This window comes from Actinomadura sp. WMMA1423, from assembly GCF_006547145.1.
In the GTDB taxonomy this organism is placed as follows: domain Bacteria; phylum Actinomycetota; class Actinomycetes; order Streptosporangiales; family Streptosporangiaceae; genus Spirillospora.
Map to the genome: position 1 here is coordinate 675623 of NZ_CP041244.1, position 14430 is coordinate 690052.

At 70.7% G+C, this 14430-nt stretch carries 19 protein-coding genes and 1 pseudogene; 3 read left to right on the plus strand and 17 right to left on the minus strand.

Translation table 11 applies throughout. The annotated features are described in order from the left end of the window. Positions 1-134: 134 nt before the first annotated feature. Both FKD65_RS03450 and FKD65_RS03455 read right to left on the minus strand, forming a co-directional pair. Positions 135-1322 (minus strand): hypothetical protein, encoded by a 1188-nt coding sequence (locus FKD65_RS03450; protein WP_240809952.1) that lies wholly within the window; start codon positions 1320-1322, stop codon positions 135-137. Positions 1323-1518: 196 nt separating this feature from the next. Then, positions 1519-1872, minus strand: coding sequence for a hypothetical protein (locus FKD65_RS03455; RefSeq protein ID WP_141576101.1), 354 nt, complete (start codon positions 1870-1872; stop codon positions 1519-1521). A gap of 140 nt (positions 1873-2012) precedes the next feature. Here FKD65_RS03455 and FKD65_RS03460 point away from each other — a divergent pair, with 140 nt between their 5' ends. Further along, the gene (locus FKD65_RS03460; RefSeq protein WP_141576102.1) at positions 2013-2282 is read left to right on the plus strand and encodes a hypothetical protein; all 270 of its coding nucleotides are present in this window, start codon (positions 2013-2015) and stop codon (positions 2280-2282) included. A gap of 141 nt (positions 2283-2423) precedes the next feature. On the opposite strand, the gene FKD65_RS03465 is transcribed toward FKD65_RS03460, so the two are convergent. Then, positions 2424-2819 (minus strand): hypothetical protein, encoded by a 396-nt coding sequence (locus FKD65_RS03465; RefSeq protein WP_141576103.1) that lies wholly within the window; start codon positions 2817-2819, stop codon positions 2424-2426. A 231-nt stretch (positions 2820-3050) separates the two neighbouring features. On the opposite strand from FKD65_RS03465, the gene FKD65_RS03470 reads away from it, so the two are divergent. Together FKD65_RS03470 and FKD65_RS03475 are read left to right on the plus strand one after the other, a co-directional pair. Further along, positions 3051-3605 (plus strand): helix-turn-helix domain-containing protein, encoded by a 555-nt coding sequence (locus FKD65_RS03470; protein ID WP_141576104.1) that lies wholly within the window; start codon positions 3051-3053, stop codon positions 3603-3605. Further along, on the plus strand, positions 3605-4201 hold the full coding sequence (locus FKD65_RS03475; RefSeq protein ID WP_141576105.1) for a hypothetical protein: 597 nt from the start codon (positions 3605-3607) through the stop codon (positions 4199-4201). Before FKD65_RS03470 ends, FKD65_RS03475 begins: the two co-directional genes overlap by 1 nt. 104 nt (positions 4202-4305) lie before the next feature. On the opposite strand, the gene FKD65_RS03480 is transcribed toward FKD65_RS03475, so the two are convergent. From FKD65_RS03480 to FKD65_RS45335, 14 genes and pseudogenes are all read right to left on the minus strand, one after another. Then, the gene (locus tag FKD65_RS03480; RefSeq protein WP_141576106.1) at positions 4306-4569 is read right to left on the minus strand and encodes a hypothetical protein; all 264 of its coding nucleotides are present in this window, start codon (positions 4567-4569) and stop codon (positions 4306-4308) included. Between the two features lie 43 nt (positions 4570-4612). Next, positions 4613-4786, minus strand: coding sequence for a hypothetical protein (locus FKD65_RS43955; RefSeq protein ID WP_168220934.1), 174 nt, complete (start codon positions 4784-4786; stop codon positions 4613-4615). Between the two features lie 98 nt (positions 4787-4884). After that, on the minus strand, positions 4885-5622 hold the full coding sequence (locus tag FKD65_RS03485; protein WP_141576107.1) for a peptidoglycan-binding protein: 738 nt from the start codon (positions 5620-5622) through the stop codon (positions 4885-4887). Further along, the gene (locus FKD65_RS43960) at positions 5619-5762 is read right to left on the minus strand and encodes a hypothetical protein (RefSeq protein WP_168220879.1); all 144 of its coding nucleotides are present in this window, start codon (positions 5760-5762) and stop codon (positions 5619-5621) included. Before FKD65_RS43960 ends, FKD65_RS03485 begins: the two co-directional genes overlap by 4 nt. 29 nt (positions 5763-5791) lie before the next feature. After that, positions 5792-6124, minus strand: coding sequence for a hypothetical protein (locus tag FKD65_RS03490; protein ID WP_141576108.1), 333 nt, complete (start codon positions 6122-6124; stop codon positions 5792-5794). A gap of 196 nt (positions 6125-6320) precedes the next feature. Further along, a complete protein-coding gene (locus FKD65_RS03495) occupies positions 6321-6608 on the minus strand; it encodes a hypothetical protein (protein WP_141576109.1) in 288 nt (95 codons plus the stop codon). Beyond that, positions 6605-7258, minus strand: coding sequence for a hypothetical protein (locus tag FKD65_RS03500; protein WP_141576110.1), 654 nt, complete (start codon positions 7256-7258; stop codon positions 6605-6607). The genes FKD65_RS03495 and FKD65_RS03500 overlap by 4 nt, the downstream gene beginning before the upstream one ends. Before the next feature lie 279 nt (positions 7259-7537). Next, the gene (locus FKD65_RS03505; RefSeq protein ID WP_141576111.1) at positions 7538-8587 is read right to left on the minus strand and encodes a hypothetical protein; all 1050 of its coding nucleotides are present in this window, start codon (positions 8585-8587) and stop codon (positions 7538-7540) included. A gap of 445 nt (positions 8588-9032) precedes the next feature. Continuing rightward, the gene (locus FKD65_RS03510; RefSeq protein ID WP_141576112.1) at positions 9033-9878 is read right to left on the minus strand and encodes a hypothetical protein; all 846 of its coding nucleotides are present in this window, start codon (positions 9876-9878) and stop codon (positions 9033-9035) included. Positions 9879-10024: 146 nt separating this feature from the next. Next, positions 10025-10537 carry a hypothetical protein gene (locus tag FKD65_RS03515; RefSeq protein WP_141576113.1) on the minus strand — a complete coding sequence of 171 codons (513 nt, stop codon included), beginning with the start codon at positions 10535-10537 and terminating at the stop codon, positions 10025-10027. A gap of 23 nt (positions 10538-10560) precedes the next feature. Further along, positions 10561-11502, minus strand: a complete 942-nt coding sequence (locus FKD65_RS03520; RefSeq protein ID WP_141576114.1) for a hypothetical protein — start codon at positions 11500-11502, stop codon at positions 10561-10563. Positions 11503-11550: 48 nt separating this feature from the next. Beyond that, the gene (locus FKD65_RS03525) at positions 11551-12804 is read right to left on the minus strand and encodes a hypothetical protein (RefSeq protein ID WP_141576115.1); all 1254 of its coding nucleotides are present in this window, start codon (positions 12802-12804) and stop codon (positions 11551-11553) included. 9 nt (positions 12805-12813) lie between these two features. Beyond that, the gene (locus tag FKD65_RS03530) at positions 12814-13773 is read right to left on the minus strand and encodes a phage tail domain-containing protein (RefSeq protein ID WP_141576116.1); all 960 of its coding nucleotides are present in this window, start codon (positions 13771-13773) and stop codon (positions 12814-12816) included. 313 nt (positions 13774-14086) lie between these two features. After that, positions 14087-14383, minus strand: a pseudogene (locus FKD65_RS45335) (lytic transglycosylase domain-containing protein); the annotation flags it as partial. Positions 14384-14430: the final 47 nt, after the last annotated feature.

Sequence of the window (14430 nt, forward strand, 5' to 3'; positions counted from 1 at the left end):
ACTGGCCGCGCCGCCCCTTCCAGACGCGCGCCGACCGCGATCCGCTGCGTTATCCCCCAGTTCATCGCGGTCGGCGCGCACCGAGACGGCGGCGGCGCGGTCCCTGCGGACGCGCGCCAGCCACGGCTACACGTTCAAGCGGGCCGCAGGACGCTGGTCAGGAGTCTGTCAGCTTGGCGCACATCGGCGTCGCCTCGGTACGGCTGCCATGCGGTCCTGATCTGGCTGAGCACCCCCTGCACGCGCTCGGAGGAGACGGCAGTGAGGGTGTCCGACAGGTCCAGCAGTGTCCGGGCAGCCTGGTCGGGGTGCCGGCGGCGTAGTTGGACGTACGCCAATCGGGCGCCGATGAGCGCGCGGGTGCGCCGCTCGACAGGACGCCGAGAGTCCACCGACGCCGCGTAGTGCTCCTCCGCTCCAGCAAGGTCGCCGAGCTGGTGAAGGGTCAGACCTACCTGGTGGGCGAACGACTCGCGCCGGTAGGCTCCGGCGATCTCAGCTTCGGGCAGTGAGTCCGCGCGCTCCAGATCGGCCTCCGCCGCGTGCAGCAGCGATCGGGCGCGGGCACGGTCGCCGCTGGCTGCGGCGAGCGCCTCGGCGCACATCCCGGTGATCCACGCGCGCGTGCGTACGGGTGCCCCGGTCCGGATCCCGTCGGCGGCGGCGTCGGCCAGGTCCCGGCCAGCCCGGTTGTGGCCGAGTTCGACTGCCTGGACGGCCAGACCCCGCAGCGCCGTCGCGCGCATCACCGGGTGCTCCGCCTCGTCGGCCAGCCGCACCGACTGGACGTAGTAGCGCTGCGCGACGCCGGGCCGACCCGAGTCGGCTGCCATGTAAGCCGCCAGGTAGGCCAGCTCGGCGGCGGCGACGAACAACGCGGGCCGGGCGGCGCCGGTGGTGCCGCGCAGGAGGGGCGCGACGTCGTGGGTGAGGTAGGCACCGAGCGCTGAGCGGGCGTGCCCGCCGCCGTACAGGTCGTCCAAGTCGCCGAAGTATCGGGTCGTTTCGCGGATGCGGGCGACGTCGGCGGCGCCAGCGCGGCGCGGCTCTCCAGCCCGGCGTGTGATTCGGTGAAGCCGGTCGGGTAGGGCTGCGGCGGCCAGGGAGTACAGGCCGGCCGCAAGGGCGTCGCGCCGGTCGAGGTCGAGCATCTCGCTCCGTCCGAGGGTTGTGATCCAGGTGACGGGGTCACCGCGCCAAGGGTCGTCAGGTCCGGTGACTGTTCCGGCCGGCCAGCCGAGGTCGCAGGCGGTGAGGCCGGGCTCGTCCAGCAGGCGCGAGAACGCTTCGACGGCGTACGCCATCGTCGCCTGGACAGGCACCGCACCATTGAGCCATTTACCCAGAGTGGCGGCCGTGCATCGCAAGTTCTTGCCATCCTCAGCGGCCACGTTATTGATCAATATGGCGATTGATGCGTAGGTGCGGCTACCGCGTTTGATCGCCGCGTCCAGTTCGACGTTACGTAAGATCCGCGTGCGTGGCCGTGACATCACCCTCACCCTCCTATCAGGGCTTTTAACTCCATGTTCCTCGCACTTCACCAGCAAAGCAATACGAAGCAAAACGAGGAAAACGAAGCAAAATACTACGCCCTACCAGCGACGTGAACGGAGGTATTTCCTTAACCCAACCGCACAGTTTCTCTGACGAAGGGAAGCCAATGACCATCACCACCGCCCAGCCGGTGCCAGCCACCCGCGAAGTGATCTCGCCGGCGCTGTTCGAGCTGGTCGCCGCCCGCGCCGCCGCCGAGCACTCCATGCCGCCCGGCCTCGCCGAGCGGTCCCTCACCCAGACCCTCACGATGCTCCACGCGATCGCCGCCCACCCCGGCACGGTGATCCACCCGCCGCGCGTCATCGACGTCACGTGGCACATGCTGATCCTGCACACCGCCGAGTACATGGCTCTGTGCGACCGGCTGGCCGGGCACTACCTGGCGCGGTACCGGAGCCGACTGGGCCAACGACTCTCTACGGCACAGCGACGCCGCGGACATCACCCCGTCCATGGTGCGGGCGTGGCTGCGCAAGAACTCGCGGCTGATCCGTACGGTGTGCTCGACGCCGGAGGAGGCCGCGGCGTGGGCGATGACGCAGTGGACGCGGGCCCGCGCAGAGTCGCTCACCCCGGTTCCCGAGTGGATCGTCGACGAGGAGCAGGAGCGCTCGAACCTGTATGAGCTGCGCGTGGGGAACGACATCTCGAAGGGGCTGTGGGTGAAAGGCCCGTCCATGGTGTCGTGGGGCGTGGTGGGGACTGCCGAGCGCTGCCACTGAGCACAGCGATCCAGGCAAAACGAAACGGCCCACCCCCATGTGGAGGGTGGGCCGTCCCGTTGCCAGGCCCCGTATTCAGAAGGTCTGCGGCCGACGCTACGCCCGCACCCCCGCGCCGGTCTACCATCAGGCGGGGGCCGGTCACGGCCAGCGGTGCTCCGGCGCCGGATCCACCAGCGCGTACTCCGCCCGAGCCGCGCGGGCCCGGCCCACGCCGATCCAGTGGTCCAGCAGCCCCCGCGACGCGCCGGCCTCCACGAGCAGCTCGGCCGCCGCGCGGTTCGCCTCCGGATGGTCGGTGGGGGCGGTGCCGAGGAGGAGCCCGGCGACCTCGGCCAGCAGGTCCGCGCGCAGCACCGGGGCGGGCTGGTGCACTGCGCCGCGGCGTGCTGGCGGGTGCACGGTCGCGATGTCCCGGAGCTCCGCGACCGCTCGAGCGCGCGCTGCGCCGGTCGGGGGGTTCCATCCGGCGAGGCGGGTTGCGGTGCCGGTGAGGCGGGAGGCGATGACGCGGTCTGGGGTCTGGCGGTAACCCATCCGGCAAGGATAGAACGTGTTTTCGACGCAAGGTGGCGAGGGTGCGGCTGAGCTGGGCTAGTGGCGCGAGTGTGTCCATGCGGGGGACGGTAGGTGCGGCGCTGGCGGTGGCGTGGCCGAGCGGGATTCTGTGGATAACCAGGGGATCTTGGCAGGATGCGGACAGCCTCTAGACCTTACAGCGCAACGCTGTATAGTTGAGGGTGTCAGCAGGACACAGGGGAGGCCGAGATGGACACCACCACCGCCGCGCAGCAGGCAGGCGTCACCGTCGCCACCATCCGCACTTGGTGCCGACGCAACGTCATCGCCGCCATCAAGCGCGCCGGCCGGTGGACCATCGACGCCGCCTCCCTCATCCGCCGCATTGAGATTGGCAGGAAGGGCGCCATGGAAGCCCCGATCCACCTGAGCAGCAAGCGAGTCCCCGGCATGCTCGTCGCTGTCGGCTCCGCCTCCACCCTGGCCTCCGCCTACAGCAACGGCACGCCCGTCACCCTCGCCGGGAAGTTCGCCGGTGAGCGCGTCTACCTCGGCCACACCCGGCAGACCTGGGACGACGGTGTCACCGTCGAGACCCTCGGCCGGGCGGGCGAGACCTGGACGCACGAGGGCATGCAGATCGCCGCCTACCACCTCGACCTCACCCGGCTCCAGGAGGCGCCCCGCCTCGCGGAGCTGGTCCGCCAGGTCGAGAACCGCCGGATCCAGCGTGCGATGGACGTCGAGGCCCGCGCCGCCGCCAAGGAGCACGAGCTTGAGCACGGCAGCGAGGACGGTGCTTGATGACACTGCACCTGTACCTGAGGGACGGCGCCCGTCAACCCGACGTCATCGATTCCGACCGTCTCAGTCCCCGGGCGCGTGCTCTGGCGGAGGCGATCGCGTCGGGCCCGGCCAGCGACACCGGCAAAGGGGTGATCACGTGCATGCGCCGTGACGCCCTGGAGGGGATGACCGTCGCCCAGGCGGCTAAGGCGATCATGGATGATGACCTGTCCCCGCAGTCGCTGGCGTCAGTGGGCTGGCGGTCATGGTCGCGGTATCCGGCCGCCTCGGCGATGGATCCGCACGAGTACCTGGAGATCCAGGCCCGGCGGATCCCCGGAGACTGGGTGATCATCGGGCATGCGTACGCGCCAGGACCGCAAGCGCAGGCGGCCGTGGCTGATCAGGGGATCACGGCGTCGGAGGTACTGGAGACACTGCGGCGGCTGGGCCGTCCCGTGGCGCCAGGGACATGGCGGTCCTACGTCGCGCGGGGGCAAGCGCCTCGCCCGGTACGGCACGTCGGGACCACTCCGCTGTGGGAACGGCAGGCCGTGGTCGACTGGGCACAAGCACCGCGCCGCCCTGGGACCCGCACCGACCTGACCCGCTGACCTCAGGCACGACGAAGAGCGCCCCGCTCCCCCGGCCGCCGAAGCGGTCGAGAGAGCGGGGCGGTTCCTCGCGTCGGGCTTCGCTGCCCGGCGAACAGTTCAGATCAGGGCTGCACCTTCGGATACGTCGCCGGCGCGCGGCGCAGCCCGAGAGCCACCAGGAACCGGCCCGCCTGCGGGTAGCGCTCCTCGATCGCGCGAGCCGCAGCGTAGTAGGCGCCGATCACCACAGCGGCAGAGCCGAGCTTCAGCATGGTGCTGGCGTCCTCGTCGACGATCACACCGAAGTGGACGGCGAGCCACGCCAGGGCGGCCCCGATCCCAGTCGAGACCCACGTCCTGATCAGGGACACGGCGTAGTCGGACATTGCGACCCCCTTCAGGCCATGGACGGCGCACGCCGCCCCATGTTCATTCGCTGGCGACGGCGTCCGCGACGGCACGTGCGGCTGCGCGCCAGGCGTTCTGGATGCGGTCGCCCAGGTCCTCCCAGGCGGGCATCGGCTCGCCGCGGAAGTTCTTGCGGTCGGTGGTCTCGCCGTACGCGGCGTACGCGGCCTCGGCGAGCTGGTCGATGTCAGGCACAGGTCTCCTCCGGACAGGTTGCAGAGGGGCCGGAAAATATGACGGAGAATATGCCGACGCAGGTCAGGGAGCCCTCGGCTGCCCGGTGTTGGCGCCGGTCAGTGGACGCGCAGCAGGACCGGCCAGGTCTGCCGCCCGACGATCCCGTCGTCGTCGACACCGCCCCACCGTTGCACGGCCCTCACTGCCGCCTCAGTCTTGGCGTCGAACGTGCCCGTCATGCGCACCTCGGGGTGGCTGCGCGCGAGCAGCAGCCCCTGCAGCGACTCGACGTGCTCGCCGGTGTCGCCTCGGCTGAGCTCGGGGAGTTTCTTCATCATGACCTCCTGCCAGGTCTCTGCGGACGGAGCCGACGACGGGCTGCCGCCGCTGGGGTAGGCCGGGCGGCCGAGCCCGGCGATGACGCCGGCGTCGCGGACGCGGCGGCGCACGGAGTCGCTGGTGTTGCCCTCGATCGTCTGAACCCGGCCGCCGCCGAGCACGGCCTCGACCAGGCCGACGTGGTCGATCGCGCCGATGCCGTCGGTGCCGCCCCAGTCGAAGAACACAATGTCGCCCGGCTTGGCGGCGTTGACGTTCGCGGTCGTCCCGGCGTGCCAGCGTCCGGCCTTCTGGAAGTCCTGCGCGTGCCACACCGTGTAGGCGCGGTCACCGCCCGGCAGCACCGCGCTGGTGTTCCCGCTGTGCCGCGCCCAGTAGGTGATGGCCATGTCGCACCAGGACGCGCGGAGGAACTCGTCGCCTTCCCGGGTCGCGTACTCCCTCGTGATCGCGTTCGGGCGCCCGGACATGCCCAGCGTCTTGCGGGCCTCGGCGATCATGCGCGCGGCGGTCATGCCGGGCCTTCCTCGTCGGCCTTGTCCTCGCCGCGGAAGACGCCGTCGGCGTCGGGCGGGCCGTACAGGTCTTTCAGCACGGCCTCCTCATCCCCCTCGGTCGGCCCCGCTTCCGGGTCCGGGATCTCCGTACGTGCCATGGGTGGCTCCTTCCTTGCAGGAAGCGGCATCAGCGCTTCCTCGCCTCGTCGCGGCGGAACGCGGGCCTGATCTGGCGGCGCCACAGCAGCCCGACGCGCCACACCATCAGGACAGCGACCACGCTGTAGACCGCCGTGCGGCCGACCTCGTCACCGGCGGTGGGCGGCGGCGCCGCGAAGATCGACCGGTAGGCCAGCCAGGACAGAATGAGCGCGAGACCGCCGGTGAACGACATCAGGTGCCGGCCCTCGCCGGACCGCCACCACGGCGCGGTCAGGTGGTACAGGCCGCAGAACGCAACCGCGCTGGCCAGCGCCAGCCACAGCGCGATGGTCCCGGCCAGGTGCACTTCATGGATCAACGCCCCTCCTTCAACGCGCGCTCGATGGCCTCAGCGAGGTGGTTACGTTCGCGCATGGCGCGGATCCGTTCGGCGAGGCGGTGACCGGCCTCATCTCGGCGACGACTCTCAGCGAGCCGCTCTGACGCACGCTCCAACGCCTCATCGGCGCGGGCCTGCTCGCCATCGTCCGGATGCTCGTGCTTCCACGGCCACCTCATCGGCGAGCCCTCTCGATCAGCGACGACAGCAGCTGCGTGTGGAGTTCCGCGGCCTCGGTAAGCGAGTCGAGGCGTCCTTCGAACGCGTCGATGCGTTCTTCGGACTTGTGGCACGAGGCCTCCCACTTGTCGGCCCGGCGCTCTTCGCGTTCCAGAACGCTGCGCGGCACCAGGTCGCCTCTGACGATCGCGCGGACGACCAGACCCACAGCGCCGAGCAGGAGAAGGACCACTCCGCCGGCGACGAGGGTCTGCCATGGGATCTGCGCCAGGGCCGCGGTCAAGTTGCCTCCGGGGTTTGGATCGTGGCGTCCCAGACGTTGCCGTCGCGCGCGGCCTTGATCCCCGAGTACGGGGGCTGGCCGCTCTTGGCGGGGGCCTTCAGCTTCACCTGGGAGATGCGGACCTCGCCGATGACCGCCTGCGGGACCGTGAGCTTCACCTGGGCGATGTGCAGCAGGGGCGCGTCGCCGGGGTTCGGGGCGAGGAGTTTGACCTGGGAGATCCGCAGCTCGGGTGGATCTGCTGGCGTGTACTTGTAGGTCGCGACGGCCGCGGTGTACGTGCTGGAGGACGACAGGGTGAGGGTCCCCTGCTGCGCGCCGGTCGCGTTGACGTACTGCCAGGCGACCTGGAGCGCGCGGTCGCTGGAGCCCGCGGAGGTCTCGACCTTCGCGCCGCCCGTCCACCCGGCCGGGATCGTCACGGTCCGGCCGCTGCCGAACCCGTAGATGGCGTAGACGAGTTCGTGCGCCTGCGCGGTGGTGGCGGTCGACCCCGTCGACAGCGAGGTCCCGGACGGTGCGGTGTTCCCGGTCGTCTGGGTCTGGTCCAGCGGCGAGGTGTCGACGTCATCGAACGCGTCGGCTTGCAGGCACCACCGTGAGCGGGTGCCGCCGGACACCGTGACCGTGATGGTGTCGCCAACCTGCAAGGCCGTCGTGAGTCTCGCACGCAACACCGCACCGGCGACCGTTGAGTTGGAGGTACCGCCGGCCGTCACATCTGGTGTCGTGCTCCAGGTGTTACTGCGCGAGTCGGCGACTGCGGAGATGGTCGCCACGCCGGTCCCACCGCCAGCCTCCCAGATGATGCCGACCAGAACGGTCGACCCGACAGCGGCGCCGGCCGTCAGCGTGATCGCGACGCTCGAGGCTGCCGAGGACTGCGTCTTGGTGCCCAGGACACCCAGGTGCGCCATGTCCGCGCCCCGTCAGCTCAGGTCCGCGGCGAAGGTGAGCCGCAGCGCCGAGTAGTCGCTGATCGCGTTCGCCTCGCCGCTGCTGAGGGTGTGGGTGTAGGTCGCGAACGAGCCGGTCACGGCCTGCGTCCACGTGGCGATCGTCGTGGGGCCCTGCTTCAGGGTGACGATGACGTTCCCGGCCGACGCGCCTGCGGCATAGCAGCCTCGGAACTCGACCGTGTGACCGGACCCCGAGTTCGGGTCGATCAGCGCGGCCATGCCGACCTGGATGAACCCGCCGTCTGCGAGTTGGACGTAGCTGGTGTCAACGTTGGCTGCGAGGTTGGCGTACGGCCCGGAGCCGCCGCCCGGTGCAGGGACGCCCACCGCGCCGTCCGAGTCGATGTCGCTGACGGGGCGGGACACCTGCGTGGTCGAGATCGGCGTGAGGCCGATGGTGAACATCGCTGCCTTGCCGGACGCGGCGCCGGCGACGAGGGACTCTCCGCCGTAGGAGCCGAGGGTGGCCGCCGCCTTGTCCTGCACGGTCGCGGTCACGTGCCCGGACAGGTTGGTGTTGTCGAGGCTGTCTTGCCGCTTGGTGTAGCCACTCACCGTGCCCCAGCTCTGTGTGGCGGAGTCGGACTGGACGGCGGCGATGATGATGCGGGCGTTGTCGACGGTGGTGGTCGCGGTCGGTGTGGTGTGTGACGCGGTCGCGATCGTCTCGGACGCCGCGGCGGCGACGTTGATGGGGCTGACGGGGTCCGTCCCGCTGTACGCGGCGATGATCGCGCAGGACTTGCCGGTGCCGGGGGTGATGAGGGTGACGGTGGCGCCTGGGTCGCCGGACTGCGCGACGCGGTAGTACGCCGCGGCGAAGAGGTTCGAGGGGACGCGGCGTGTGTCGATCGCGGTCCACCCGGCCGGGGTGGGCCAGTCGTTGCCCGAGACCCCGGCGTCGTTGAGGCCGCCGATGAGCAGCAGGCAGTCACCGGCCTGGACCCCGGAGGGGATGGTGATGCCGAGGGACCCGGTGGTCAGGTGCGCCTCAGCGCTGGCCCGGAACGCGATGGCCAAGACGACCCCTTTCAGGCAGGGCGGCGCGCGACAATGGCGCCATGGACGGGACCGAGGAGTTCCTGCAGCGCGCACGGCGCGAGGTACTCGGGGAGCAGTTGCGGCTGTTCGAAGAGCGATGGCGGCGGTCAAGCGGGGCAGTGATGCGGGACCTGGGCGCTATGCGCTGCCCTGCCTGTCAGGCGCCGCTCCGGCGAATTCACGGGACGCCTCAGTCCCAGACCCCAGGCGCATCCGAACCCGGCGACGAGTGGTGCCGCTGTCCGGAGTGCGACGTGTACTGGCGACTCGTCTTGCCGTCCGGGTGGGAGTGGTATCTGGTAGCCGACAACCATCCCTGGCACGACGTTCTGGCTGCCAGGGCCAGAGCACGAGAAGCCGCCGACGAAGCGGCTGAGGTCTCGCGGATGGAGAGCGTGCTGTCTGACCGCTGTCGTGAAGCGACTCAGAGCACGAACTTGGTGTAGTCGCTGTAGTGCGCCGCGCTCGCGGCCTTCGCCGCCGAGATCCACGCCGACACGTTCCCCGGCGTCGGATTCGAGATGGGGCCAGCCGTGTCGAACCAGCACGCGAACGCGCACCGGGTGTGGCTACCGCCGCCCGCCGTGGTGGTCAGGTACGCGACCTGCGCGTTAAGCCAGCTGACGTCCTGCGGGCCGGTGTTGCCGTAGCCGATCTCCGGAACGGCCCACGCGATCCCCTTCGAGCGGGCGAAGTCCACGGCCGGACCCCACAGCGACGCGCCACTGCCGACGTGGCTGTAACCGTCCACGCCGAAGCAATCCACGAGGCCATCACCGGGCCAGGTGTCGGCATACGTGGTGCCTGCCTTCGGGTTCGTCCCGGACCAGGTGGTGAGGATCTGGATCGTGTAGAGATGGCTCCAGCCCTCGGACTGGACCTGCCTGACGAGCTGGCAGAACCGGCGGAGCGCCGCCTTGTAGGTGTTCAGCGAGAACGCCCCGTCACGGATCTTGCCGTCGCCCTCATGCCACACACTGACGAACGCCACGTGGCTCTTGGGGATGCTGCGCAAGAACGTCAGCGTCTGCGCGTCCAGGCTCCCGGCCGCCATGGCGTTGATGTCCGGCTTCCCCGACCAGCAGCTGGCGCGCAGCCCCACGTCCACCCCGCCGTTGCACGCCGCCCACGACGCGGGCATCCCGGCGGCGGCGGGCTGGTAGCTGCGCCGGATCGTCAGCGGACCGTACGCGGTGTCCTTCGCCCCGAAGTCCGACCCCGACAGCGACTGCGGGCAGGTCCCCCACAAGATCGCGTTACGGTTCCCCACCACCGGACCGCCATCCCCAGGGCCTCCGGTCCCAGGACTGCCATCACCGGGTGAGCCGGGCGACCCAGGGATGATGACGCCGGCGTCGCCGTTGAGCGGGAGGAGCCGCTGCTGGGAGGCGACGTAGACCTTCGCGTACCTCACCCTCAGCCTCCCGGCGTCGGGTTGATCCAGTAGTCCCCCGGGGGGATGAGCGCCGGAGCCGTCGGCCCGAACCACACATAGACGCGGCTGTCGTCCGGTCGGGCGGGCCAGGAGGAGGTGTCGGTGTTGTAGACGACCGCGCCCACCGAGTTGGACAGCAGGTCGATGGTGGCCTGCTGGGTCGCGACGGTCGCGGACAGGTCGGTGAGGACGTCCCCGACATCGGTCGCGATCATCTTGTAGCGGGCGCCTCCACCGGCGTCCGCCCACAGCGCGAACACACCATCAGGGCCCTGGAACTCGGGGATGGCGCCGACGGTGAACCCGCCGACGCCTGCCGAGGACACGACCTGGGTGATGGGGGCGCCGGCGGAGTCGAGGAGGTCGGTGTACTGCGTCCCGCCGGTTTTTGCCGACCAGAGCGTGATGGTGGCGGGCCCGGTCGCCAGCACTGACGCGGTGGTGACGTCATCGGTGGTGGTGGGCGCGTCGGTGTCCATCGTCCAGTCGCTCAAGGACTGTCCGAACCAGTGCCGCATCAGGCCGCCCCCACCCACGACGTGGAGAACCCGAGCAGGGTCCCGCCGCTGCTGGGGATGGAGGCCCCGGCGGTGAACCAGATCTGCCCCGCACGGCTGTCACCGCTCGGGTAGATGGTGAGGCGTCTCAGGTCGGCGCCGGACCCGCCGGTGTAGGCGTACACCGCCTCGATGGGGACGAAGTCGGCCGGGATCGTCCCAGGGAGGCGCACGTCCGGGGACACGGCGCCGCCGGTACGGGTCAGTGACCCGTACCGGCACGTCACCATGTCGCCGCGGCGCCGCACGACTGTGGACGCCGCACCGGAGGTCGACCAGCCCGACCCGGAGATGGTGAGGACCTGGTCCAGGGGTGGCTGGTAGATGGTGCGCCACACCGACCCGTCGGCGAACAGGACCTTGCCGGTGTCACGTTCGAACCCGACCCGCCGCAGCGTCGCGGCCGGCCGGGCTCCGGAGCGGAACTCCACCGGCGGCGCCGCGGCGAACACCCGCTCATCGGTCAGGCCCGACAGGGAACCGTTCGACGCCGCCGTCCACCGCGCGATCGGGATGTCGTAGTTCCCTCCGCCGGTCTGCGACAGCGCGGGGATCGCCGGGGACGTCGCAGGCGTGCCCTTGATCACCACGGGTTTGATCCAGTTCGCGGCCGCGCTCGCGGTCCGGTCCAGCCGCAACGCGAGCCGGTCGATGCGGTTCTGCGCGTCGGCCGCCGGGATCGAGGTGGCGGTCGTGGAGGGGTTGTCGACGTGGAACCCGCGGATCTGCGCGGCCCCAGTGCCCAGGACCGCAGTGCGGGCACCGGTGTTCAGGGTGGCGGCGAGCTCGTTGAGGACGCCGGGGATCACCCCGTCGGCGGAGAAGCCGGTGAAGAACTTCTCCCACTGCGCCATCGTCGACAGCGTCGAGTCCGACGTCGGGAAGGCAGCGTCGATCGCCAAGACGGCCCCTCTCAAGGTGGTGGTGGGCTGCGCCCGCACGGCGATGGGTCAGGCGCGGGAGCGGAGCAGCTGCTCGAGCTGCCGGACCCGGGCGGACAGCTGCGCGATCGCGGTCGCGTCGTCGGTCGCAGCGTCGGAGCCGGCGTCGTTGTCGCCGATCGTGGGGGTGACGGTCTCGGTGTAGGGGGCGGTGGTGGCGTCCGCGGTGAGCTGCACGGCGGTGACGGTGTCGGTGTAGGTGATGCCGTCGCGGATGTCGGCGGCGACCAAGTCACCGATGCCGTAGCCCTGGATGCCGGTGGCGTCGCGGCCGAACCGGACACGGGGGATGTCGCCTGCGGCGAGCGCCACGCGGGTCTGTGCGGCGCCGCGCGCGACCTCGTCGAGCTGCGCCTGGGTGATCTGCGCGGCCTCGGTCGTGGAGGACTGGTCGGTGTACCGCTCGACGCGGCGCCACGGGTCGGTGGCGCTCACACCGCCGTGGGTTTCGGTGAACGGCCCGACCGCCGCGGCGGACTGCATGAGGATCGCGTTCGCGGTCGGGGTCGCGTCCGTGATGGACCAGGAGCGCAGTGACCCGTACCGCTCGGAGAACACGACCCGATCGGTGAGGTCGCGGGGCTCGTAGCAGTCGAACACCAGTTGCCCGCCGACCAGCGCGATCGACACACCGATGTCGGCCTGCCGGGCGACGGCGCGGATCATGTCCATGAGGGACTCGCCGGCGGTGGAGGCCTGGTCGGTGCCGGGGTCGGCGGCGGGGTTCTTGATGGAGATGGTGTAGGTGACGGTGCCGCCGCGGGCCAGGTCGGGAGCGACGGTGAAGCCGGGGACACGGCGCGAGGTGTCGCCCGCGGTGACGATGTTCGCCTTGACCAGATCCTTGATCACGGTTTCGGCTTTGCCGGTCACCGGGGTGGACCCGATGGTCTGGCCGGCCCAGGTGGTCGCGGCGTTGCGGTACACGATCCGGTCGGCCAGGAGCGAGAAGTAGTCGGCGCCGGAGAACACGATCGTCTCGACGATCTCCCCGTTCTCGCTGATCTGTTTGGAGGGGTTGACGGCCTCGGCCTTGAGCGGCACCTCGTAGACGCCGTTCCAGTCGACGAAGAACCCCGTCCGGGGCTTCAGGACCCCGTCGGTGTCGAAGTCGACGAGATCCCAGGTGGTGTCGTTGGCGGGGACGGTGAGGGAGAACGCGCCGACGGCGTTGTAGCGGACGGCGTTGATGTCGAGCCGCAGCCACGGCAACGGCTTCAGCTTCGTCCAGCTGGTGGTGAGGGGCTCAACAGTGACCGCCACAGGAGCCTCCTAGGCGCGGAGCCAGCGGCGGACGTAGGACAGTTCGATCCGCGACGCCGACGACGACCCCGACAGCGCGAGGTTCAGGTGGTTGGGGCCCTTCACCAGCTCCCACAGATCCCGCGGGCTGCTCTTCACCAGGTCGGTCCATCGGTCCTCGCCGTCCTGGTCGATGGCGTAGGCGGACCCGTCGGGGGCGGTGTCGATGGTGACGGTCTCGCCCTCCGACAGCGCGGTCGCCAGGCCGAAGGACCGGCCTAGCGTCACGTTCTCCAGCGTCGGTGTCCCCGGGCCGGAGATCTTCCAGACGGGGTAGGCGGCCGCGTTGCCGGTGTTGTTGACGGTGGTGTCGCCGAGCACCGCGTACGGCGACAGCACGACGGGCGGCATCGGCGGCACTCCGGCGCCGCTGTCGGCGCCCTGGAAGGTGAGGGTGGTCGGGGTGGCGTCCGACCAGCACGCGTCCAGCGACTTGAACGTGATCACGAAGCTGGTCCAGGTGAGGCCGGACTTGTCGCGGTCGTCGTCGGACAGGTCCGGGCCGTCGGTCACCATCACCTTGATGCGGCGGCCCGTGCCGTCCGGCCGCTGGATCACCAGCGTCCCCGGCGCGGGTTCACCGAGCCGCTCGGTCCACAGCGCCTGCGCGAGCCGGTCGGACAGCCGCAGGAACTCGGTCTGGGTGTCGGCGCCGGCGACGATCCCGACGAGGATGGTCCGGCCGCTGCCGACGTAGTTCTGCGGCAGCGACGCCCCGGACGGCATCCCCAGCGTCGTCAGCGACACCGGTGGTGAGCCGTGCCCAGCGACATTGGTGACCTGCACCGGCCCGGCCAGGTCCGACCAGTCCCACTGCTCACCATCAGGGTCGATGTACAGGACCCGCAGCGGCCGGGCCCGTACGGCCCCCGGCCCGCCACCGCCCGGCGCCCCGGGCCCGGCGGCTCCTGCTCTTGCGGGAAGCGGCATCCAGGGCCCCCTATCCCCGCCGGCCGATGCGCAGGCTCTGCGCCTGCGCCATCTGCATCGACTTGAAAGCGGTCCGGACCTCGCGGGACAGGGCGGCGGCGGTGATCCCGTCGAAGTGCGCGTGGTACTCGTCGCCGCCGCCCGCGGTCGAGGCGGAGTCGGACAGCTCCAGCGGCGCCGCGGCCGCCGAGAGCGCCATGCGCAGGGAGTCCTCGTGCGGGTACACCGCTTCCCCGCCGCGGAAGTCGACCAGTTCGGGGCCGCGCTCACCGACCCAGGCGAGGCCTCGGCGGGCGTGGTCGGTCCCTTGCGCGTACCAGCCGGTGCGCTGGGAGTGCGCCCACGCCCCCGCCGGGCTGCCGTAGCGGTGCTTGATGTAGTCCAGGCCCCACCGGATCTGGGTGGCCCAATTCGTTCGCCAGTCGGACCCGAAGCTGGCCATCTTGCCTGGCGGGAGGGCCTGCGGGATGCCGTACGCGCCCGACGAGGGGTTGCGGGCGTTCCACCGCCAGCCCGACTCCCGCTCCCACAGCCGGTTCAAAGGGGCGAACTGCGCCGCGGACCAGCCGAGGTCACCGAGCTGCGCCTGCGCGAACGCCTTCGGGGTGCCGCCCCCGTACCACGACCCGCCCTTGCCTGCGATGTGCCGGTAGGTTC